Source organism: Sinorhizobium chiapasense (assembly GCF_036488675.1).
Taxonomy (GTDB): domain Bacteria; phylum Pseudomonadota; class Alphaproteobacteria; order Rhizobiales; family Rhizobiaceae; genus Sinorhizobium; species Sinorhizobium chiapasense.
In genome coordinates, this window is sequence record NZ_CP133148.1 from 502,559 (window position 1) to 524,354 (window position 21,796).

General features: G+C 60.8%; 24 protein-coding genes and 1 pseudogene. 18 read left to right on the forward strand and 7 right to left on the reverse strand.

From position 1 onward, the window contains the following. Nucleotides 1-55: 55 nt before the first annotated feature. Entirely contained in the window at nt 56-1,309 is a 1,254-nt protein-coding gene (locus RB548_RS02310) for an NAD(P)/FAD-dependent oxidoreductase (RefSeq protein WP_331373452.1), read from the forward strand. A gap of 409 nt (nt 1,310-1,718) precedes the next feature. Beyond that, the gene (locus RB548_RS02315) at nt 1,719-1,988 is read left to right on the forward strand and encodes a hypothetical protein (RefSeq protein ID WP_331373453.1); all 270 of its coding nucleotides are present in this window, start codon (nt 1,719-1,721) and stop codon (nt 1,986-1,988) included. Nucleotides 1,989-2,212: 224 nt separating this feature from the next. On the opposite strand, the gene RB548_RS02320 is transcribed toward RB548_RS02315, so the two are convergent. Together RB548_RS02320 and RB548_RS02325 are read right to left on the reverse strand one after the other, a co-directional pair. Continuing rightward, on the reverse strand, nt 2,213-2,767 hold the full coding sequence (locus RB548_RS02320; protein ID WP_331373454.1) for an MgtC/SapB family protein: 555 nt from the start codon (nt 2,765-2,767) through the stop codon (nt 2,213-2,215). A gap of 197 nt (nt 2,768-2,964) precedes the next feature. Beyond that, a complete protein-coding gene (locus tag RB548_RS02325) occupies nt 2,965-3,267 on the reverse strand; it encodes a hypothetical protein (protein ID WP_331373455.1) in 303 nt (100 codons plus the stop codon). 446 nt (nt 3,268-3,713) lie between these two features. On the opposite strand from RB548_RS02325, the gene RB548_RS02330 reads away from it, so the two are divergent. Then, complete coding sequence (locus RB548_RS02330; RefSeq protein WP_331373456.1) at nt 3,714-4,079, forward strand: hypothetical protein; 366 nt, start codon at nt 3,714-3,716, stop codon at nt 4,077-4,079. 484 nt (nt 4,080-4,563) lie between these two features. On the opposite strand, the gene RB548_RS02335 is transcribed toward RB548_RS02330, so the two are convergent. Further along, nucleotides 4,564-5,061: a winged helix-turn-helix transcriptional regulator gene (locus tag RB548_RS02335; protein ID WP_331373457.1), complete on the reverse strand. Its 498-nt coding sequence runs from the start codon at nt 5,059-5,061 to the stop codon at nt 4,564-4,566. Between the two features lie 159 nt (nt 5,062-5,220). Between RB548_RS02335 and RB548_RS02340 the strand changes: the two genes are divergently transcribed. From RB548_RS02340 to RB548_RS02385, 9 genes are all read left to right on the forward strand, one after another. Then, nucleotides 5,221-5,745 (forward strand): hypothetical protein, encoded by a 525-nt coding sequence (locus RB548_RS02340; RefSeq protein ID WP_331373458.1) that lies wholly within the window; start codon nt 5,221-5,223, stop codon nt 5,743-5,745. 31 nt (nt 5,746-5,776) lie between these two features. Further along, complete coding sequence (locus RB548_RS02345) at nt 5,777-6,403, forward strand: isochorismatase family cysteine hydrolase (RefSeq protein ID WP_331373459.1); 627 nt, start codon at nt 5,777-5,779, stop codon at nt 6,401-6,403. Nucleotides 6,404-6,411: 8 nt separating this feature from the next. Then, on the forward strand, nt 6,412-7,716 hold the full coding sequence (locus tag RB548_RS02350) for an epoxide hydrolase family protein (RefSeq protein ID WP_331373460.1): 1,305 nt from the start codon (nt 6,412-6,414) through the stop codon (nt 7,714-7,716). A 386-nt stretch (nt 7,717-8,102) separates the two neighbouring features. Next, nucleotides 8,103-9,530, forward strand: coding sequence for an epoxide hydrolase family protein (locus tag RB548_RS02355; protein WP_331373461.1), 1,428 nt, complete (start codon nt 8,103-8,105; stop codon nt 9,528-9,530). Between the two features lie 701 nt (nt 9,531-10,231). Then, on the forward strand, nt 10,232-10,681 hold the full coding sequence (locus RB548_RS02365; RefSeq protein WP_331373462.1) for a DUF6130 family protein: 450 nt from the start codon (nt 10,232-10,234) through the stop codon (nt 10,679-10,681). A gap of 152 nt (nt 10,682-10,833) precedes the next feature. Next, nucleotides 10,834-11,019 carry a twin-arginine translocase TatA/TatE family subunit gene (locus RB548_RS02370; RefSeq protein WP_331373463.1) on the forward strand — a complete coding sequence of 62 codons (186 nt, stop codon included), beginning with the start codon at nt 10,834-10,836 and terminating at the stop codon, nt 11,017-11,019. Between the two features lie 736 nt (nt 11,020-11,755). Further along, nucleotides 11,756-12,073 (forward strand): ArsR/SmtB family transcription factor, encoded by a 318-nt coding sequence (locus RB548_RS02375; RefSeq protein WP_331373464.1) that lies wholly within the window; start codon nt 11,756-11,758, stop codon nt 12,071-12,073. Further along, a complete protein-coding gene (locus RB548_RS02380) occupies nt 12,070-12,555 on the forward strand; it encodes an SRPBCC family protein (RefSeq protein ID WP_331373465.1) in 486 nt (161 codons plus the stop codon). Before RB548_RS02375 ends, RB548_RS02380 begins: the two co-directional genes overlap by 4 nt. 84 nt (nt 12,556-12,639) lie before the next feature. Next, the gene (locus RB548_RS02385; protein ID WP_331373466.1) at nt 12,640-13,053 is read left to right on the forward strand and encodes an MAPEG family protein; all 414 of its coding nucleotides are present in this window, start codon (nt 12,640-12,642) and stop codon (nt 13,051-13,053) included. A 462-nt stretch (nt 13,054-13,515) separates the two neighbouring features. Here the strand turns inward: RB548_RS02385 and RB548_RS02390 are convergent, their stop codons facing one another. The 3 genes from RB548_RS02390 to RB548_RS02400 all read right to left on the reverse strand — a co-directional run bounded on the left by RB548_RS02390 (nt 13,516) and on the right by RB548_RS02400 (nt 16,736). Then, on the reverse strand, nt 13,516-14,352 hold the full coding sequence (locus RB548_RS02390) for an SHOCT domain-containing protein (protein ID WP_331373467.1): 837 nt from the start codon (nt 14,350-14,352) through the stop codon (nt 13,516-13,518). Nucleotides 14,353-14,408: 56 nt separating this feature from the next. Then, nucleotides 14,409-16,169 (reverse strand): adenylate/guanylate cyclase domain-containing protein, encoded by a 1,761-nt coding sequence (locus tag RB548_RS02395; RefSeq protein ID WP_331373468.1) that lies wholly within the window; start codon nt 16,167-16,169, stop codon nt 14,409-14,411. Between the two features lie 264 nt (nt 16,170-16,433). Then, on the reverse strand, nt 16,434-16,736 hold the full coding sequence (locus RB548_RS02400) for a hypothetical protein (RefSeq protein ID WP_331375050.1): 303 nt from the start codon (nt 16,734-16,736) through the stop codon (nt 16,434-16,436). Between the two features lie 226 nt (nt 16,737-16,962). On the opposite strand from RB548_RS02400, the pseudogene RB548_RS02405 reads away from it, so the two are divergent. From RB548_RS02405 to RB548_RS02420, 4 genes and pseudogenes are all read left to right on the forward strand, one after another. Next, a pseudogene (locus RB548_RS02405) lies at nt 16,963-17,342 on the forward strand (SOS response-associated peptidase family protein); the annotation flags it as partial. Between the two features lie 38 nt (nt 17,343-17,380). Next, nucleotides 17,381-17,932 (forward strand): DUF4334 domain-containing protein, encoded by a 552-nt coding sequence (locus RB548_RS02410; RefSeq protein ID WP_331373469.1) that lies wholly within the window; start codon nt 17,381-17,383, stop codon nt 17,930-17,932. Between the two features lie 282 nt (nt 17,933-18,214). After that, a complete protein-coding gene (locus tag RB548_RS02415) occupies nt 18,215-19,087 on the forward strand; it encodes a S1C family serine protease (protein WP_331373470.1) in 873 nt (290 codons plus the stop codon). Nucleotides 19,088-19,103: 16 nt separating this feature from the next. Beyond that, on the forward strand, nt 19,104-19,676 hold the full coding sequence (locus tag RB548_RS02420) for a helix-turn-helix transcriptional regulator (protein ID WP_331373471.1): 573 nt from the start codon (nt 19,104-19,106) through the stop codon (nt 19,674-19,676). Between the two features lie 70 nt (nt 19,677-19,746). Here the strand turns inward: RB548_RS02420 and RB548_RS02425 are convergent, their stop codons facing one another. Further along, the gene (locus RB548_RS02425; RefSeq protein WP_331373472.1) at nt 19,747-20,238 is read right to left on the reverse strand and encodes a cupredoxin domain-containing protein; all 492 of its coding nucleotides are present in this window, start codon (nt 20,236-20,238) and stop codon (nt 19,747-19,749) included. A 569-nt stretch (nt 20,239-20,807) separates the two neighbouring features. On the opposite strand from RB548_RS02425, the gene RB548_RS02430 reads away from it, so the two are divergent. Both RB548_RS02430 and RB548_RS02435 read left to right on the forward strand, forming a co-directional pair. Continuing rightward, entirely contained in the window at nt 20,808-21,137 is a 330-nt protein-coding gene (locus RB548_RS02430; RefSeq protein WP_331373473.1) for a hypothetical protein, read from the forward strand. Nucleotides 21,138-21,245: 108 nt separating this feature from the next. Continuing rightward, nucleotides 21,246-21,431: a hypothetical protein gene (locus RB548_RS02435; RefSeq protein WP_331373474.1), complete on the forward strand. Its 186-nt coding sequence runs from the start codon at nt 21,246-21,248 to the stop codon at nt 21,429-21,431. The last annotated feature ends 365 nt before the right edge of the window (nt 21,432-21,796 follow it).

Here is a 21,796-nt window from a genome sequence, read left to right on the forward strand (position 1 = left end):
CAGCCAGCCTTTGGCGCCTGCGGCGGGTTTGTGAGCGAGTAAGCGGGGCACTGGCATGAAGACTGACGTAGTGGTTCTGGGCGCCGGCATTGTCGGCATTTCCGCCGCCATCCACCTGGCGCGACGCGGGAAATCGGTGGTGCTTCTCGATCGGCGCGGTCCCGGAGAAGAGACGTCCTACGGCAACGCTGGCCTTATCCAGCGCGAAGGCGTCTTTCCCTACGGCTTCCCGCATGATTTCGGTGCGCTTTTCCGCTACGCGCTGAACAACACCATCGACGCCAGCTATCATTTTCGCGCGTTGCCGGGGCTGGTGCCCTTTCTGGCGCGCTATTGGTGGCATTCCGGCTTCACTCAGCACCAGAGGATCGCGCATCTCTATGCGCCGCTGATCGAAAACTCGATCGCCGAGCACGAGGACCTGATCGAGGCCTCCGGTGCCGGGGACCTCATCCGCAAGGATGGCTGGATGAAGGTGTTTCGCACGGAAAAGGAGCGCGACGCCGCCTACAAGGACGCGGAAAAACTCTCCGCCGGTTTTGGCGTCAACCACCAGAAGCTTTCGACGAGCGAACTGAGGACCATCGAACCATCCATCCGCGTCGAGCTCGCCGGCGGGCTGCGCTGGACCGACCCCTGGTCGATCCGCGATCCGCATAGCCTCAACAAGGCGTATCTCGCCTATTTCCAATCGCTCGGCGGCCGGCTCGTCTCGGGCGACGCCGCAACCTTGGAGCACATTCTGGAGGGTGCCGGCTGGCGGGTCGCGACACCGGAAGGTCCGCTCGAGACCCGCGAGGTGGTGGTGGCGCTCGGTCCCTGGGCCGATACAGTGACGCGCAAGCTCGGCTATCATTTTCCGCTCGCGGTCAAGCGCGGCTACCATATGCACTACGGCGTCCAGGAAGGGGCAACGCTTAACAATTGGGTGCTCGACGCCGAGAGGGGGTATTTCCTGGCACCAATGCTGCGCGGGGTCCGCTTGACCACGGGCGCAGAATTCGCATTGCGTGACGCACCGAAAACGCCGGTACAGTTGACCCGGGCCGAAAGGGTCGCGCGCGAGTTCTTCCCGCTGGCCGAACGGCGCGACGAGGAGCCTTGGATGGGAGCGCGGCCCTGCACGCCCGATATGATGCCGATCATCGGCAAGGCACCGCGACACGAGGGCCTCTGGTTCGCCTTCGGCCATGCGCATCACGGCATGACGCTCGGGCCGGTCACCGGCCGGGCGTTGGCCGAAGCCATGACCGGCGAAAGGACCGTGATCGACATCGCTCCCTATCGGCCCGAGCGCTTCCTTGCCTAGCGCATCGGCCCGAAAATCGGAATCGATTTTCGGAAAGCACGATGCGTAGAATCAAAGACTTACAGCGTCCTTTGTGCGTCCTGCAGGACGCACGACGCTGTAGATACGTTCCAGGAAGATGTGCGGCGGTTTTTTCGTCTGCAATTGTGTAGTTTCAATGAGTTGGATCGCTTGGCTGTTTCCATGACACTGTAGCGATCCAGCCCATTTCGCCTCCCCGCCGCGATCTGGGCGATGATCTCCTCGCCGGTTGCGGCGTAGCGCTGCTATTTTTGTTGTCCTCCGTGTGGAACCAAACGGCCGCCCGGGTGTTTCGCGGATGGCTGAAGGCGAGGGTTCGGTTCGCTGGCGCCTGCCCAGCGAAAATTGCTTGTCGCTCTACGAGCCGCCGGGAGGGAGTTTCACACCTATGAGTAAGCAGACGATAGAATTCGCCGGCGAGGCGGTCGGCGCACTGATATCCGACAACGGACAATTGCGTTTTGTCGCGGTCAAATACAGTGTGTGGCCGCTGGACGGCCAGGTTTTCCAGACGCCCGAAGATGCCCGCCGGGCGGTCGCCATGCTGCAGGCACATCGACAGAGAGGTCCGGCCATACGGAAGAGTCCGCGCGCAGGCAAAGCCCCCATGCACGGCCGTTCCGATCCGGAAGTTCCATCTGCTTTTCCCGGCCGTTAGAGCAATTCCAGGAAGAGTTTGCCACGGTTTCTCGTCGGAGATTGCGTGGTTTCAAAGAGTTTCACTGTCAACGAAACAATGAGAGGACTACAGTCGCGCGTCTGATCGGATACGCAAAGGTCGCTGTAGATCACGCAGTAGAGCGGAATGAGGAAGGTGTACGCGGCTTTCCCGCCCGCGTACGGCGTCCGATATGGGTTGATTCGACCCAAGATCATCGTGATCTAGCGTTCCTTCGAAACGGTCGCAGCGTCCCGAGGGACCGCGGGGCGTGCGTTCGCGCCACTTTCGGACGGTTCCGGCGGCTTCCAGTGGAGAGCGACCTCCAACCGCCAGAGGATGAAAAGCACGGCGAGGCTTGCGCAGGCGGCGAAGGCTGCAATAAGCCAGAAGCCAAAGCCGATGGACAGCCCTACCGCGCCCGCGAGCCACATCCCGGCTCCTGTGGTCAGCCCTTTGACCTCGCCCCTTGAAAACACGATCAAGCCGGCCGCGAGAAAGGCCACACCAGCGGTGACCGCCTCCACGACCCTGATCGGGTCAATCCGCACTTCGGGTCCCGAGAGGCTCGCCATATGCACGCTTTCCACTGCGATCACTGCGAAAATCGAGGAGGCGAGGCTGACGAGAATGTGCGTCCGGAGACCGGCCGGCCGTTGCCGTTGTTCCCGCTCGATGCCGATCAACGCCCCGAAGAGGATGGCGCCGCAGAAGCGCGCAAATATGACCGGATAGGGAACCTGAGTTGGGGCAAGGATATCGGCGAGGATCTGTTCCATGAGCAGCGAAGCCTACTGCATGTTTCCTTAGATCGCAGCCGACTAAGGACATGCAGCAATTCAAGTTGCTACAGCGTGCTTTGCGCGTCTGACAAGATGCGCGGCGCTGTGATCGAAATTTTCGCTCATCTCCCAATTCGGTCGCCGAAACGGGGAGAACTGTTGCTCCCCGTTCTTTGACAGTTCTTGGGCGGGGCTTATTGCGCCGGCTGCGCCGGTTGTGCCGGTGTGGTCTGCGGCTGCGGTGCCGGGCTTGCCGGCGGCGTGGTCGTCGACTGGTCCGAGGTTGCCGGCGGCGGCGTCGCCTCTTCCGCGTCCCTGGTCAATTCTGCGGGAAGCCAGGCGATCAGCGCCAGCACCAGCCCCGCGAGCAGAATGATCAGCAAGGGCCAGGTGCTGCGGCCCGACAATTTGCCGCGCATCTCTGGATCCTGGGTCGTCGGCTGACCCGTCACAGGATCGATGAGCGGCTTGTCCTTCAATTCTTCATGCTGATTCATCGTATTCACATCCTTTCTGGACATCATCCATCGCCGGCCGGTCGCAAAGCAACTGCCAGCACGTGCCTCCCTAGATCAGCGATGACGTAAAGAGTGGCTCCGTATCATCGCAAGTATAGTCGCGACCCTGCCGCGGCTGGTTGGAGCCACGGTGAAATATTAAAACGTTCCAGATCTTGCTAGGTTCCGTTGCAGGCGGCCAGAGCTACAATTTGCCTTGCAAAGGTGCTTTGCAGATACGTGCTGTAACTGCGAAAAAAGCTCGCAATGCCGCGATAACGCTGCATGCTTCGGGAGAAGCAATCTGGCGAAACGCGGATCGCTGTAGCCGCTGAAAACGTTCGCCGCCTTGTCGAAGATTCCGGGCGGCTTGCGTCAGGGCGCGGTTGCGCGCAATCTTGAGCCGGCTGGATTACCGGTTCGTTCGAGGTGGGGTTGGGATCGCAATGAGACTCGTTGCCGTGTGGGTTCTGGCGGGCGTGTACCTCGTCACCGCAACGGGCCCGTCGCGGGCGGAGCCCCTGCAGACCGTCCAGGATGTGGGCGATGCACTCGGCAAATGCTGGACCCCGCCGCCAGAGATCAAGGATTCCTTCGTCACCTTGAAGTTCGGCTTCAAGGGCAACGGAACGCTGATGGGCCCTCCGCAACCGACAGCGATCCGCGTCACCGGAGATGAAGCGCAGCGCAAGGCCTTCGTGGCGGCGGCGACCGAGGCGCTGCAAGGTTGCATGCCGCTGGAGTTTTCCAAAGCACTCGCCGACGAAATCGCCGGCAATGTGTTTACGCTGCAGTACAGGTCGGCGGAGTAGCGGGGCTGTTACGCAATACCGCAAGCCGCGTCGCGAGTTGTTAAACAGTGATCTTGAAGATTGGCTGGGGAACCTGGATTCTCACATGATTTCAATGGCTTACTGAAACCGCCATTGAATTCCCTAGATTTTTCCGTCGCGAGCGACCGTGGATGCAACCTTTGTGCCCTGGCTTTGGGCCTCAGTCAACACGTGCTTGGAGCGGCAATAATTTCCGCTTCTGGACCCAAAGCGGGCTTTCGCCGGTTGGTCACCTCCAACAGCTTTGGGTGGAAAGTGGAAGTTTGGCTGCCTCTGCCGACGAGACGGGAATTTGCCCTATAGCGGACGTCGCGCTAGGACCTTTGCTATCCGCCAAGACGCCGCCCTCACATTCCGCGCATCGCTCCCTTGGGCTGTACGACTGCCGTTCGTGCCTATAGCCGGATGCCGGCACTGCTGCGGAACATCTCCGCAAATTGTCCCGGCTCCAACAATGAAGGATTTAGCGGTTCGCCTTGAACGCCTCAGCCCGCTCTTCGCGTTCGCTCTGATAGGCGGGGTTTAGCTCGGTAATCAGATCTTGGCGCTGGAGGGGTTGGCCGCAGCTTTCACAAACTGGCCCAAGTCCTGCGGACTTCCCGCAGGTGCGGTGCAGGTAATTGACCGCCCGGCCTTCTTCCGGTGACTTGCACCATCTCTCCCCCCATGCCCGCAGCGCCAGGATGACAGGGTAAAAAGCCTCGCCCTTCTCGGTCAGATGATACTCGTAGCGCGGCGGCCGCTCGGTGTAGCGACGGCGCTCCACGAGGTCATCCTCCTGCAGCTTCTTCAGGCGCGCTGCGATCATCTGCGGCGTCCCGCCGGTCTGAGCCTGGATTTCCTCAAAGCGATGAACGCGCATGAAGAGCTCGCGCAGGATCAGCACGGTCCAGCGGTCGCCGACTTCGGTCTCGGAGCGGGCGATCGGGCAGAGCGTCCCTCCAGCAGATATTTTCTCCATCTTGTCACTTTCTTTATCATAGGGACTTGTAGATATGATTTTCATAGCTAATATAAGAAGTCGTTGAAACAAGTGCAACAGGCCAAGCGGCATCGCGAGGATCGCGAAGCAATTTCGATGTCGAAATCAAGCTTGTCCAGTAAACGAAGGAGCGCGCCCATGGGCGATCATGAAATCGTCGATTCAAGCTTTTCCGCAATCATCAACGCACCGTTCGAGAAGATCGACATTCCGCAATGGTGCTTCACTCTCCCCGAGCATGAATACCGGCGCTGCTCTCCGGCGCATATTGCCGCCGGCTTCACGACGGCTCCGGACGGCAAGCGCATGTCGATCAATGTCGAGACGATCGGCGGCAGCCTGATGGTGCAGCACTACGTCGAGACATTGGCTGAGAAGCACCACCTGATCCTCGAATCCGTTTCGGACATATTCACTCCTACGGGCCGAACGACGATCCATGTGCTTTGGGAACTCAGCGCCAAACGCATCGACGACCGGACTTGCGAATTCACGAACCACGTGCGCTCCAGGGCAACGGAAGAATTCAAGGCCTTTCTCGACAGGCAGGGCATCCCGTTCGAGGTCTTCCGCGCGCAGCGACAGCCGATGTCGATCGCCCATAACCAGGGCGAAACGCCGCTCTTTGCAGCCAGCATCGAGCGCGCGGCGCTCAACAACTGACAATCCGCAAGTTCAACTGAAGGATTTCAACATGGCACAGCCAAACTATCCCATCGATCGGACCGCCTACCTGCTGGTCGATCCGTTCAACGATTTCCTGCATGAGGACGGGAAGGTCTTCCCGCAGCTCAAGCCCGTGGCCGACGAAGTCGGGCTGCTCGACAACCTCCGCCGGCTGGACAAGGCCGTGCGCGCGGCCGGCGTCCGGGTGGCGATTGTTCCGCACCGGCGCTGGGAACCTGGCGATTATGAGAGTTGGGACCATCCCAGCCCGACCCAGCGCAAGATCATGGAACGTCACCACTTTGCACGCGGCGAGTGGGGCGGCGAATTCCACCCTGATTTCGCGCCGAAGCCGGGCGACATCATCGCTTCCGAGCATTGGGGTCAGAGCGGCTTCGCCAACACCGATCTCGACATGAAGCTCAAGCAGCACGGCATCACGCACGTCATCGTTGTCGGCCTGCTTGCCAACACCTGCATCGAGACCACCGCCAAATACGCGATGGAACTCGGCTACCACGTCACGCTGGTGAAGGACGCGACCGCCGCCTTCGGCCACGCGCACATGCATGCCGCGCACGAACTCAATGGACCCACCTTCGCTCACGCCGTCAGGACGACTGACGAAGTGATCAACGATTTGTTCGGAAAGTGAGAAACGAAATGACCAAGTTTATGAAGACCCTTGCCGCCGCCGCGGTAACGACCATGCTGTCAACAACCGCTATCGCTCCGGTGGCATATGCCACCACTGCGACCACCACCATCCGCGAAGACACCTCAATTCGTCCGTTCCCGAAAATCCACTATTCGCAGAAGGCGCTGAACGACCTTCGCAAGCGGATTTTGGCGACCCAGTGGCCTGAGAAGGAGACTGTTTCGGACACATCTCAGGGTGTGCCGCTGGCGACGATGCAGGAGCTCGCCCGATATTGGGCGAAGGACTATGACTGGCGCAAGGTAGAGGCCAAGCTGAATGGCTTGCCCCAGTTCGTCACCACGATCGACGGGGAAGAAATTCACTTCATCCACATCCGTTCGAAGAATCCCAATGCGCTGCCGGTGATCATCAACCATGGCTGGCCGGGCTCAATTATCGAGCAGATCAAGCTGGTCGGGCCCCTGACGGATCCGGTCGCCTACGGCGGCAAAGCCGAAGATTCATTCGACGTGGTGATCCCGTCGATGCCGGGCTACGGCTTCTCCGGCAAACCGACTGCGACCGGCTGGGGTCCCGAGCGCATGGCCAAGGCCTGGGACGTGCTGATGAAGCGCCTCGGCTATCAGCGCTATGTCGCCCAGGGCGGCGACTGGGGCGCGTTTGTCGTGGACCAGATGGGCTTGCAGGCGCCCCCGGGGCTGCTTGCCGTCCATACCAACATGCCCGGGGTTGTTCCGGCCGACATCGACAAGGCGACCCTGGCCGGCGATCCGCCGCCTTCCGGCCTCTCGGGCGAGGAAAAGCGCGCCTACGAGCAACTCCTCTACACGTACAAGCATGTGGCAATTTACAAGACGATGGCAGAGCGACCCCAGACCCTGTACGGCCTTGCGGATTCTCCCGTCGCCCTCGCCGCCTATATGCTCGACCATGGCGACAATGGCAGCCAGCCCGCAGTGGCAGTTACCGAGGCCCTGGGCCGACGTGAGAGCGCCACTGGCGAGCTAACGCGGGACGAGATCCTCGATAACATCACGCTCTACTGGCTGACCAATACCGGTGTGTCCGCGTCGCGCCTCTATTGGGAATACAAAGGAGGCTTCTTCAACGCGAAGGGCGTCAAGATCCCGGTAGCGGTGAGCGTCTTCCCCGGCGAGCAATATGAGGCGCCGCGGAGCTGGACCGAAAGAGCCTATCCCGACCTCATCTATTATCATCATGCGGAAAAGGGCGGCCACTTCGCCGCCTGGGAGCAGCCGATGATTTTCGCTCGGGAGCTCAGGGCGGCGTTCAGATCGCTGCGCTGAGCTGGAGGACGCGGACGGTTTCCTCCCGCCGTCCGCGTCCGTTCCAACTGCCTAGCTGCTCAAGGCTTCACCCAAACCGCCGCGCTACCTCGGCGACCTTGTCGAGTTTCTTGTATCGCTGCATGTCCAAATGGTCGACAGGTACACATGGTTTCAAAGTCCCAGGTTGTCGAAACAATGGCGACACAGGTCGGGTGTCTCTGAGGATCGTAACCGACAGAGTTACGGAGGAAGTCAATGGTCATGATCATCACGACACTTGCCGCAACCGCTGCTGCAACAATGTTTGCCACAAGAGCTTTCGCCTTGGGAGTGGCTCGCGAGGTGCCCTCGTTCGTCCCAAGCGCGCAATCGGGCGCCGGCCCAACCAAAACTCGAGGTGCAAAATGAGTGATACACGCAAAGGCGTCGTCGCTGACGACACACCGCAGAATATCGGCTCGGGCCAGATGAATGCCCTCCTGAGCAAGGGCAATCGCGTCGTCGCCATGTCACGCTCGCGACAGTCGCTTCGGCGGATGCTCGCCGCAGCTTCGGCAGGGGCAATTGGACTTTTGGTCGCAACAGCGGCATCGGCAGAGGCAACCGTTACCAGGGCCTCGGCATCGACCGTTGCTAGCGCGGCCGCGAAACCGGCACAGGATGCTTCGATCCGCCCGTTCAGCTTCCAAGCGTCCGAGGAGGCACTGGCTGAGCTCAAGCAGCGGGTCAAGGCGACGCGATGGCCGAGCCAGCAGCTGGTTGCAGACGACACGCAGGGCGTTCGGCTTGAGACCATGCAGAAACTTGCCGACTATTGGGTGAAGCAGCATGACTGGCGCAGGGCCGAAGCGAACCTCAACAAATATCCCCAGTTCGTCACCAACATCGACGGCGTCGACATCCACTTCGTCCATGTGAAGTCGAAGCACAAGACCGCCTTGCCCGTGATCATCACGCACGGCTGGCCCGGCTCGATCATCGAGCAGTTGAAGATCATCGACCGCCTGACCGATCCGGCCGCGCATGGCGGCACTGAGGCCGATGCGTTCGACGTGGTCATCCCGTCACTGCCCGGCTACGGCTTTTCGGGCAAGCCGACCGAACTCGGCTGGGATCCGCAGCGCGTCGCGCGTGCCTGGGCCGTTCTGATGGACCGCCTGGGTTACAAGAAATATGTCGCGCAGGGGGGCGACTGGGGTGACGCCGTCAACGAGCAGATGGCGTTGCAGAAGCCTGCAGGGCTGCTCGGCATCCACACCAACATGCCCGGCACTCTTCCGGATGATATCTCGGCGGCGCTGGCCGGCGGTCCGCAGCCGACGGGCTTGAAGGGAGATGAAGAATATGCGTGGAAGCAGCTCGATTTTTTCTACAAGAATCGTGTGGGCTACGCGTTGGAGATGGGGGCCCGGCCACAGACCCTTTATGGCCTCGACGATTCGCCCATTGCGCTCGCCGCCTGGATGATCGACCACGATCCGGAAAGCCAGAAGCTGATCAACCGGGTCTTTGACGGGGCGTCGGAAGGACTGACGAGGGACGATATCCTCGACAACATCACGCTCTACTGGCTGACCAATACCGGACTCTCTTCGGGCCGTCTTTTCTGGGAGAGCAAGCTGCCCTTCTTCGCGCCCAAGGGCGTGACCATTCCGGTCGCGGTCAGCGCCTTCCCGGACGAGATCTACACCGCTCCGGAAAGCTGGTCGCGCAAAGCCTTCCCCAACCTGATCTTCTACAAGCGCCATGCGAAGGGCGGCCACTTCGCGGCGTGGGAACAGCCACAGGCGCTCGTCGAGGATATGCGCGAGGGATTCCGGTCGCTTCGCTGAGTTCAGGATGGCGGGAGGCGATGCGCTGCCCGCCATCCTGCGTCCCAAGCGCCATCGACGTGGAGATATCATCCACCCGAAAGCGGGCCTATTGGGCTCATACCGAGTTTGTCGGTCGTGGTCGGAAGCGGACATCGTTGTCCAAACTTCACCCGATATACCCGGAGACGCCGTCCCAAAATAATTTCAGCGCCGTCACGACCAGCAATCCTTAGCGGGCCCGAGAGATCTGGCGGTGGTCGAGGAAGCGGAACAGCAGAGAGCCGAGCCCGATGCAATCACGAGCCTGGGCAACAGCAGTGCAAGGTCAGACCACCGACCAGGGCCGGGCCATCCAGACGGCTCTGTTTTTGGCAGTCTCCGGGTGGCAGAGCCAGGAGACTGCTTATGCCGGTTTCGGAACCTCAAGCTGACCACCTTGGGCCGCGCTCGGCGGTGTCTAGAACGCTGGCGGCTGAAGCAATTCCATGAAAAGTGGGTAACGATTTTCCGTCCGGAATTGCGTAGTCTCAAAGATTTAGAACATTTCACTGTTTCAATGAACTATCTCGGTGTCTTCAGAGCGCTCTGTATCCCAATAGTTCCAAGTGGCTGGATCGCTACACAAGCTTTCAAATTCGCCGAACGCCAAAACAATGGCGATACATAGAGGCCGTCTCATGTGACCGTAAGTCATCCAGTCACGGAAGAGGTCAAAGACCATGCTCATCAAGACGCTTGCCGCAGTTGCCGCCGCCACTGTGCTCGCCACCGGCGCGTTCGCCCAAGGCACCGGGGAGGTCCGCGCCGCGCCGGTGTTCTTCCCCATCAAGAACGAACCCCCACCCAAGCTGATCGTGGAGCCTCCGCTTCCCGAAGCGCTGGCCCGGGGCGCCGTGCTCATTCCGTACCAAACCGAGAACTTCCGTATCGTATCGGTGTTCGGGGCGGGCGCGAGCACAGTGTCGCCACGGGTCGGGCATCTGCACGTGACCGTTGACGACCTGCCGTGGCGTTGGGCGGAAACGGGAGACACCAGCACGGTCGTCGTGGTCGGGCTGCCCGCCGGCGAGCACAAGGTGCGGATCGAGCTCGCGAGCCCCGAGCACAAGGTCTTCGCCGGAAAAACGGTGGCGTTCACGGTGCCTGACACTGCGTCTCATCCGCATTGAAGACCACAGCGCCGCGCTTATCAGACGCGCAAAGGGCGCTGTAGCACTTTGAATCGCTGCATGTTTTTGTCCTTAAAGCGGCTACGATTTGAGGAAACATGCAGTAGGCAGGCAACAATCCGGATCAACGATAGAGGTATCGGAGAAAGACAATGGGAAGTTTTTCAATCTGGCACTGGGCGATCGTACTCGCTGTCGTCCTACTTCTGTTCGGCCGCGGCAAGATTCCCGAGCTCATGGGCGACGTTGCAAAGGGTATCAGGAACTTTAGGAACGGCATGGCCGACGAAGAGCAGCAAGGGGAGGCGGTCCATGCGATCCGATCGGCCAGGCCCTGAAAATCGTCGCCTCGGGAGAAATTCGCCGGCAACTCGGCCAGGCCTGAAGGAGGCCGAACTGGAAGAGAGTGGCGCCGCGGCAAGGAGGCTCGGCCTGCGTCCGGAAGTGCTGAAAACGTTCGATCCGGTCAGGATGCCTGCGGCGCCGGGCAGGCGGTTATTTCAGCAAACAAAAGGGGCCTGAAGCGCGTCGCGTTCAAGCGAGTGCCAGGGAGAGAAGGCGCGGCAGCCGCGTGCCGAACCGTTGCGCCCCGCGCGACGCGGCGTTCGCCAAGTTTGTGGCTGCCTCAAATAAACGTGGTTTGCCTCGGGAGCAGGTTGGAAGCAGCGGGCTTGTGAGGACGTCGCCAAAGGGTGAAATGCCGAAGTCGCACGACCGGAGCTGAATGGGCATGATGCGCCATGAGCGGTCAATTACGGGCTTCTTGAAAGCAGACGTTGCTGGAGCGGATGCTCTCAGAAAGCTGGTGACGTTCGTATCATCCCGCCGGCAATCCCATGGAGTTGTTCGAGCCGATCACTGGGATCCCTTGGATGGCGCGAAACTCATTGGCGGAAGACACCGCCTCCGCTAGACGTTCCCTGTGCGGACCGAGGACCGCCGCCCAGATGCTTGGCTGCTAAAGCGGAGATTGTCAGGAGTCTTGCCAAAAACTTCGACGTCACGGCATGGAGTCCAGCTTGACGATGATCGACGCCGTTTGACATAATAATCAGTTTGTACTAATCATAAGTCATGGCTGTTGATAGCGCTCAACTGACCGCCCTTGGCGACCCGACTCGCCGCACGATCTTCGAGCTGATCGCGGAGCGTCCGCGCTCGGTGGCCGAGATCACCCGGCAGGTTCCGGTCTCGCAGTCGGCCGTTTCGCAGCATCTGAGGGTGCTGCGCGAATCGCGGCTCGTTCGTTCCGAGCCGAAGGGTGCGAGCAACGTCTACCACATCGATCCGCACGGGCTTGGCCAGATGCGTGCCTGGCTCGACCGGTACTGGAGCAAAACGCTTGCGGCCTACAAAGTCGCCGTCGAGCAACCGCCAGAGGAGTCACGATGAACACCCGTGTACCACCCGCGCCGGTGAAGCAATCCATCGTAGTCGAGGCATCAATCGAGCGCGCCTTCAAGGTCTTCACCGAAGAATTCGGCAGTTTCAAACCCCCGGAGCACAACATGCTCGGCGTGGCGATCGCTGAGACGGTGTTCGAACCTTGGGTCGGCGGGCACATCTATGACCGGGGCACCGACGGCAGCGAATGCCGCTGGGCGCGCGTGCTGGCCTACCAGCCGCCGGACCGGGTGCTACTCAGTTGGGACATCAGCCCGCAATGGCAGATCGAGACCGATCCGGAAAAGACCAGCGAGTGGGAGGTACGGTTCACCGCCGAAACGCCGAACCGGACGCGCGTCGAGCTAGAGCACCGCAAGCTCGAACGTCACGGCGACGGCTGGGAAGGCGTGCGCGACGGTGTCGCCGGTGATCAAGGCTGGCCGCTGTATCTGCAGCGCTATGCCGACCTGGTTGCCCGTACGGTCTGACGGTCGCTCGCTGGGATTAGAGAGATATCACCTTCTGGGATGCCCTGTCCCGCTGTCATCGTGAGACCAAGCAGCGGAGATCACATGGAAGCCTACACCCTCAGCATCATCGGGCTGCTCGCGCTCTGTCTCCTGTCCATCCTTTTAGCGGTCTATTCGGGAGCGTCCAAAGGCCGTGCCGGGGCACTCTCAGGCCCAGTGCTCCCGGCCGACGACGGGAACCTGCTCTACCGTATAGACCGTGTGCACCTGAACTCCGTGGAGGCGCTGGCACCCTTCGTCGTGCCGGCCGTGCTGGCTATGATGATGGGTGTCGGGCCGACCACGCTGGCGGTGCTGGTATGGGTCCATGTCGCGATCCGGCTGATTCACATGGCGGTCTATTTGCGGGGCGGCAAAGCGGCCAAAGGCGGTAGCGTCAGAACCGTTCTCTATGTCTCAGGGGCGCTGGTCACCCTGGTTCTTATTGTGGTGACCGGTTGGGCAGCCGTCTACTGAGACTCGGACGGCACACTCGAATCCGCCTTCGGCCACCGCTTAGCAGTTGACCATCAGCTCGACACGGTCACTGCCGGCCCTCGGGTTGGTCATGTCCCTTGAGGCCGTCGCGACACTGGCGGCTGTCGCGCCCTGGCGTCTCGATGAAGGGCATGCCCCGAATGGACGGCGGCCGGGCGGTGGCTCCCTATTTGGTCAAACCAAAGGCCGTCTTGGACCATAAACTAACGGGTTACTCTTAGTGCCGGCTTCCGAGAAGCAGGTCGGATACGGACGCTGTGCAGAAGGGTCGAATCCGGATTGTCACACACCCCGCTTGTTAGGCGATCGGGAACAGGATGGGATGGGCTTTGATGAGCGAGCGCGAACTCAATCGGATTGTGGTTTTGTCGAAGGTCAACGACTGTCGTCATCGCCCGACGCGGCTCGATGGAAAGCCTTCCAAGCCCAGTTCATCGGATGTTATAGTCGGCCGAGCAACTCCGACTTCTTGGCCTCGAATTCCTGATCCGTGAGAATGCCTTTCGCGTGAAGTGCCGCGAGGCGTTCGATCTTGTCGAAGATGTCCTCATCCGACCGAACCGCCTCCGGCGCTGGATGTGCCCCTTGTTGCGGCTCGGCGGATCCCGGTGCGAATATCGACGGCGCAGCCGTGGCGGCGGATGTTCCCGTAGCCGGCGTGTCCGCCGGTTCCTTGCCGCCCTGCGGTACCACATCCAGTTCCGAAACTTTCACCAGCCCATGCTGAGAGGTAAAGCTCAGCGACTGGTCGCCGCTTTGCTGCTGCGAGAACCCGCCAATGCGATGGTCCTTCGTGTCATAGACCGTAACCCGGCCGCCGATATCGATCGCCAGCCGTCGGGTTGTCGGAAAAAAGGCATAGCGCAGGTCATTCTGCGCCCCGGTCGAGGCAGGATGGCCTAACTCCTCGGGCCACCAGTTCCCAGCCGTCAGCGCGCCAGGCACGAACAGGCTGACGCCGCCGCCCTGACCTTGATATTGGGACTGGCGCGACGTCTGCGGGCCTAGCAAATCCATGCCGCGCACCAAGGCCGCAAGCTCGGAACAAATCCCGGCCACCTTCGCCTTCAGCGCATTGTTGAACATGTCGCCGACCATGATCATGCCGCCCTGCGACCATTGCCCCATCCCACCCAGATCGGGATGGTTGAACTGGGCCTGTGTCGCCTGCCCGGCGATAATCGCCATCAGAAGGTGCTCCACCGCGTCGAAGCTGACCCCGTGCCGCTCTGCAATCCCTCCCAGGGTCCGTCGGCCCTCTTCACTGAGTTGTCTCATCGCGATCGCTTCCTTACTCCTCTCCGCTGAGGACGCATGTCTGTCCCGTTTCGTCTTTAGATGGAGACTCCGGCGTCGCGGAGTCCGTCCATCAGTCGATCGAGCAGATTGGGATCCCGGTAGGGTAAAGCCCGCTTGAGGTGATCGACAGAAAAGTTCGGGTTAACCTCCAGTACCTCACGCCAATAGCGCCGCGCTTCGTCGTGGCGCCCGATTCGACCATAGAGACAGGCGAGATAAAAGCGCGTCATGTCTGATCGCGGCGCAAGCGTTAGTCGACGCTTGAAGGCGATCTCGGCCTCGTTAAAGCGCCCGAGGCTCAATAGCGCCCTCCCCAGGAAATGCAGCGACAGGTCGAATTGCGGGTCAAGCCGGTGAGCCCGTGTATGGAGCGCGACGGCGTCTTCGTACCGGCCCTGGAATTCCCTTATGTTGCCAAGCCCGGTATAGGCGTCGGCGAGATTGGCGTTGAGCGCGACGGCCCGCTCTGCAGCACGCTCCGCCTCGTCCAGGCGCCGCATCCAGGAAAGGGCAAGCGCCAGCGAGATATGGGCCTGCGGCTCGGTGTCGTCTGCGTCGATCGCCTTCTGCGCCAGTTGCAAGGCCTGCCCCAGACTTTCCGGCGTCGCGCCGTTCCACTGATTAACGTATTCGGCAAAGGCGATGATCGACAGCCGGGCATAGGCGGCCGCCAGCCCCGGATCGACCTCGATGACGCGCTCCAGCATGGCGCGCGCTTCCCTTGACGATATGGCGCTGAGCTGCAGCATGGTCTGGCGCGATCGGACGAGCAGGTCATAGGCTTCCGGATCCACCTTGCCGCGGCTCTCGCGCCGCTCCTCTTCGCCGGCTGTCAGCTTCACCTTGAGCGCGCTGACGATGGTGCGGGTGACCTCGTCCTGAACCGCGAAGATATCCTCTATGCCGCGATCGTAGCGCTCGGCCCAGAGATGGCCACCGGTCGTACCGTCGATCATCTGGGCGTTGATGCGGATGCGGTCGGCGGCCCGGCGCACGCTACCCTCCAGTATGTAGCGGACGCCGAGTTCCCGACTAACCTTGCGGATGTCCGGCGCCTTGTCCTTGTAGGCGAAGGAGGAATTGCGAGCGATGACGAAGAGGCCGGAAACCTTGGAAAGATCGGTGATGATGTCCTCGGTGATGCCGTCGGCGAAGTAACCCTGCTCCGGATCGCCGGACATGTTGTCGAACGGCAGGACGGCTATCGAAGGCTTCTCTGGAATCCGCGGCTGGGCTTCCATGACTGTGCTGACGGCATCGCTGGTGCCGTTCGGCGACCAGTTCCAGACATGCACCGGGCGCTCGATGTTCTTGACCTCGTGATAGCCGCTATCGACGAAATCGATGCCGACGCGGCCATGCACATATTCGTGGACGCCATCCGAAATCGCTACGCCGCCGGGATTGGCGAGCGTCTCGAGGCGGGCAGCCACGTTGACCCCATCGCCGTAGAGGTCGCTGTCCTCGACCATGATGTCGCCCAGGTTGACACCGACGCGGAGAACGATGGCCCGGTTTTCCGGCATGTCTCTGTTGGCGGCCGCCATCGCCTGCTGAAGGGCCGCGGCGCACTCGACGGCGTTGACGGCGCTAGCGAATTCGACAAACACGCCGTCGCCGGTCCGCTTGAAGACGCGGCCCTGATGGATTGCGACGAGCGGCTCCAGCACCTCTTTCCACCGCGCCATGAGCAGCGTGTGGGTGCCTTTCTCGTCCCGCCCCATGAGCCGGCTGTAACCGACCACGTCAGCGGCCAAAATGGCAGCAAGCCGGCGTTTGATGGATTCGTTGGCCATATCCACTGGCGCCTTCCTAGCACCCGTTGGTCAAATTTTACTGGCGTCTTGCTTCCATGTCTATTTGGCTTGAGGCTGGCCTTGGTCGGCAACCAACATTAGTGCACAAACGTCCGCTTGTGCGGCGCGCTATCCCCGTTGAAGGGACGGACGGGAACTTCCGCTCTCCAACCGAGCCGGTCCTTCGACGTGGTTCTAGTGAAGCTGAGCGGATGCGCTCGTCACCTCAAATGCGCCGGAACCAGACCCTGCGTCGAGCAGAGCTCAGCTTTGCGCCAAAAGTCCCTGCACCAACGCTTGCCATTCCTCATCAAGCGTTAAGATTGACGGCGGGGCGCCACAGCGGCGATACCAATATTCTGCGTTCGATTGATCGCCTTCCTTGCGATGGAGGTAGGCATGCACACGCATGTTCGCCGCATCGTCGTGCTCCTGCGCGCGCTCGTGCGCCTTTTTCCAATTGCCCTTCGCATCCCACCACAGCGCCTGCAGGGCAGAGCTTAAGCCGGCGGGCGGCTGTGGCTTCGCAATCGAATCTCTGAAGGTCTGCAAATCCAATTTAGCCACCGGGTGAAATCCAGGACGCCGATAATACCCGCGCCAGCGGCCGAGCGGTAGCGTGCATCGGGCGATATCCGGAATGACCGCATCGGTCGAGAGCGGAGGCTGGCCGTTTCCGGGATAACTCCCGCTTTTGGCGCAAAGCAGCAAGTCGGCCGACACGCGCTGGCGTTCTGATTGCAGTCATCAGGCCTACTGGACGTCGTGATCACGAGCGCTACGTTGATGCCGCATGTGTAACGATTATGAGCAGCACATCAGATATGCCGAATACTGCAAGATGATGCAGGACCTCGCGCTCGACATCCCTTCACATCAAACGGAACTCGACCTGCCACAGGCGGACGACATCCGGATTGGTGATACCGGACCTGTAATGAGAACCGCAGGTGAAAACACAGTCGAAGTCGTGCCGATGGCGTTCGGCTTCCCGCCGCCGGAAGGACGCAAGGGCGGACCGATCTTCAACTTCCGGAGCGAAAGGCGCAGCTTTGCCGAGAGCAGGCGATGCCTCACACCGGCGTCGGCCTTTTCGAATTTACCGGTGCAAAGTATCCGAAGGCCAAGCATCGGTTCACGCTGAACGACGCGCCTTTCATGGCGATTGCCGGAAGCCTCCACGTCGAGGAGGTCAGGTCAGGCAGCGATTGATGATCGACCGATTGACATTCCCGTCCGAAGAGGCAGCTTTCGCATATTTCGACAAGCTGCATCCGGTGCCCGCGGTCGACCTGGTCGGCCTTTGGAAGGGAAGCGAAATCTCGACAGGACATCCGTTCGATGGAGTGCTCGAGAATCTGGGATGGTATGGAAAGCGCTTCCGCGCCGACATGCGCGCCGACGCCCTGTTGTTCAAGAAGGATGGCAACCGTCTCGTGCCGATCGATCCGTCGCCGATTCCGCTTGGACTTGCCTTTCGCTTCCATCGACTGGGCCGTACCGAAGCTGCCAGGAATCTGTTCTCCCACCTGATCAAGCATCTGCGCGCGACCGGCCCAGTCGCCTCGTTGCGAATGACGCGCTTCCGCGGCGAGGTTGGTGCGGCGATGATCTATGACAGTAAGCCTGTTGCTGACTATTTCAGAAAGATCGACACCGACACATTGGTAGGAGTCATGAGTGTGCAGGGATACGACCGGCACTTCTTCTTCCAGCTTGAGCGTGTCAAAGTACCTGAGCCCTCGCGTCCGGAGGCCGCCTAGGTCGTCACAACCTGTGCTGCCTTAGCGCCGATGGCACCGCCGGGGCGTATAGGCGAACTCAATCACGATATGCACTGGTTGAAGCGACCCGGTGCCTATGCTGCTACTGGTCATCCTTTAAATCGGCACCACAGCCCAGAGCGATCGATGCTTATATGTGTGCTGGAGTCGGCGTGGAGCGACCTGCCCGGATGGCCAGTCCGCGCCAAACCTAGCCGTGAGGCCAGTTGGACGGCGTGGTGAAACAAACGAGATTCCTCAGATGGATTGAGGAGAAAGACCATGCCGAAAACCAGCCTTGCCGACTTCTCTCGAGAGATAGCCGGCCTTGTCACCGCCACCGCTCCGGGCATCGCCGCCGTCCATGCCAGCCGCCATAATTCTTCGAGCGCCGTCTATTGGCGTGAAGGATTGTTCGTGGCCGCGAGCGAGGCGATCGAGACCGAGGAAGGCATCACTTTGACTTTGCCGTCCGGCAACTCCGCGGCGGCTGAGTTCGTCGGGCGCGACCCAACGACCGGGATCACGGTGCTGAAATCGGAAGTGCCTGATGGCGCGCCGGCTCTGAAACCGGCCGGGCGGACGGAGGCAGGGAATCTTGTCGTCGCTGTCGGCCGGGGGGAAGCTTCTACGCTGGCCGGCTTCGGCATTGTCAGCGAGGCCGGACCCGCTTGGCGCAGCATGCGTGGCGGCCTGATCGACCGGCGCATCCGCCTTTCCGCGAGCATCGACCCGCGCGCCGAGGGCGGTGCGGCGATCGATGCCGAGGGTGGCTTCGTCGGACTCGTCCTGTTCGGCCCCCACCGGCGCGCTCTTGTCATTCCGGCCGAAACGGTTGACCGGGTTGCGGCAACGCTCGCCGAAAAGGGACATATGCCGCGCGGATATCTCGGAGCAGGGTTACACCGGGTGCATCAGGAGAAGGCGCGGGGCGCAATGGTGATGAGCCTCGAGGCGGGCGGTCCGGCGGAGAAGGCCGGGCTGGTCGTCGGCGACATCATCACATCCTGGAACGGCGAGACGGTGGAAGGCGTGCGGGACCTGATCCGCCAGATCGGTCCCGACAGTGTCGGCAAAACGGTGGCACTCGGAATATTGCGCGGTGGTGAGGCGCGAAACCTCGACGTCGTCGTCGGCGCACGCCCGCGCTCCTGAACGACAGTGAGGATGGATGGCTGAGCGCCCGCTGACAGTGATGATAGCCCTGTCCGATCCGGAGCAAACGGAGGAATTGGAACATGCTCTGGGGGAGCGCGGTCATGTGGTCGTAGCGACGTCTTTCGATCTCGAGCAGCCGGAGGCTTTCGATGTGGTTGTGACCGATGGCGAAGCTCTCGATGCAGCGACGCCGCATATCGTGCTTGGTACAGCAGCCTCGGGTGGCAACATCCATGCTGTCCTGCCGCATTCCGCGGATGCCGCGCTTATCGCTGCCGCGACGACGGTCGTCGCGGCAGGATATCGCCTGTCAGCCGTTGATGCTGGAGATGCAAACGAGACCGCTGATACGGAAGAGGCAGTGCTGCCGAGAGACGCGCCTCACAATCTTTCACTCAGCCCCCGCGAAATGGAAACGCTTGCGCTGCTTGCTGACGGCGCCTCGAATAAGGTGATCGCCCGCCAACTCAAAATCTCGGTGCATACCGCGAAATTCCACGTCGCTGCAGTGCTCGCCAAGCTTCATGCGCAGAACCGCGCCGACGCTGTGGCCATAGCGCTGAGGCAAGGGCTGCTTTACTTATAACGCTCAGCCAATAAGTGTGAAAACCGCGACGGCAGCACCAGGTGCCCTCGGGTCATAGGGGTCGCGCCGCTCAACTGCCCGGCAGCACGATCAACTCGCCCACCATCGACGGCTGGTGAGTCCCACACCGAAACTCGAACACACCCGCCTTATCAGCAGTGAAGGTTACGGTAGTGAGCTGGCCGCGCTTGACGGTGAAGTTGATATCGTAGCCGACGATCATGCTCGGATGCTCCGCGCCGTTGACACCAAGGATCTCGAGCATGACCTCGTCGCCCTGGTTGACGATAATCTGATTGGGCTCCCAGCGGTAGGTCGATACCTCCCACCGGCCCTCGGCATTGGGAGCTTCGAGTTCGTAGCCCTTACCTTCCGGTAGGGCGGCGCTCGGGAACGGCTCCTTGTCGACGGTCGTCCCGCCCTTGGCCTCAACCGCGACCATGGTGATAATGCGTCTCATGCTGGCCGCCTCCGCGGAACCGGTCAACCCTGCTGTAGTCAGCGCCGCAGCCAGAGCAAGCCGGACTGCCGCTCCGCCGGCCGCGATGCTATGCCTGAACATTTGAAATCTCCCTGGGTAAGTTTGGCACTCCTCCACGAGGGCTGTTCCACGAGGGCTGTGCCATCGCTCAGCCCTCGGGCTGAGCGTCGTACAAGGGAGACACGCGAACGCTCCCGATTATTCACTGTGCACGCCGAAAATTGGATTCGAACATAGCGGTGATGCAGGCCGCCGCGTCTAGCTTCTATATGTTGCGGCGACTGGCGCGCGCCTTGACTCTTGGCCTGTAAGAACTTCGACGGGTCAATGCGCTGTTATTGGGCTTGCATTCAAGACGACGATCGTCCTTCGACACTGGATTCACTGGTCGACATCGTACGAGGTGTCTTGGCGTTGGCACTCGACCGGAGCTCAGCCGAGATTTCCCTGCAGATACGCCAGACCTAGGTATGTCGGCTTTTACTCTTTGGCGCGTTGTTGGACTCTCGGCTGCTGCGTCCACCACATTTGACGCGGGGGTTCCCACACCTACATATTCGTTGGAGAGAGTGGAGGCGGAGGTCCACTTGGAGCGATCGTTTTTCCTCGCCAGACTCCTAGGACCGACATTCGTTGCGGTTGCGCTCGGCATGCTGGTCAACATCGGCATGTACGAGAGAATGATTGCGGAAGCGCTGCATTTTGGCGTCCTGTTCTATCTTTTCGGTTTACTGTCGCTTCTCGCTGGCCTCGCAATCGTCAATCTGCACAATCGATGGCAGATGGACTGGCGGGTGATCATCACGGTGTTGGGCTGGCTGATGACAATCGGTGGCATCATCCGCATCGTGTTGCCGCAGGTCGCAATCGCGGCAGGTTCGACCATTTATGGCGGCCGCGCATCGACCATCATCGTGGCGCTGTTAGTCGGTGCGCTGGGCGCTTTCTTGAGCCTCAAGGGTTACGTTCGACGTGCCTGACGGCACGGATTGCCAGTCCTTCACCGTGAAATCAAATCTCGAACACGAAGAGAACTGCGATCACAGCATCTGCAAAAAATCGCAGTGCGTCGTAGGGAGGCATCTCGAATGAGAAGCGAATATTCCGATTTCTTCGAACTTGGCGGCACGAACTGGATCAACACCGCACATCAGGGCGCGCTCCCCTTGTGTGGCCCCTACGGCACGGGATTTTGTTGGCTGTCGCCGGGCATGTTTCGGCCGTCGCAGAGCCCGGCGATGGCAGACACGCTGCAAGCACTGCCAAGGTCTTGAAAGGGCTCAATCGGGCCTTTCGTTGTGCGTGTCGTCAATGACTGCAACGGGCCGAATCGAGCCATGCGCCGGCCGGCCTGCTGATGACAGCTTTTGGTGCACAGCGGAAGAATTTGCCTCTGACAAATTGGGTCCCCAGCCAGGTTTCATGCGATCGTAGATTGCGACATCGGCGTAGCGCGAAGCTGCGGCTACCCGCGCTGGAAACGCTAGCATGTAGCTGTAAAACCTGCAGAATTTTTGGAGACGATCGTCAGATCAGAATGAGGCGCTACATGCGTAAATTGTGCCTGCCTAGGGACCTTGGATTCTCACATGATTTCAATGGCTTATCGAAATCGCCTTGAAATTGCCTCTGTTTTTCC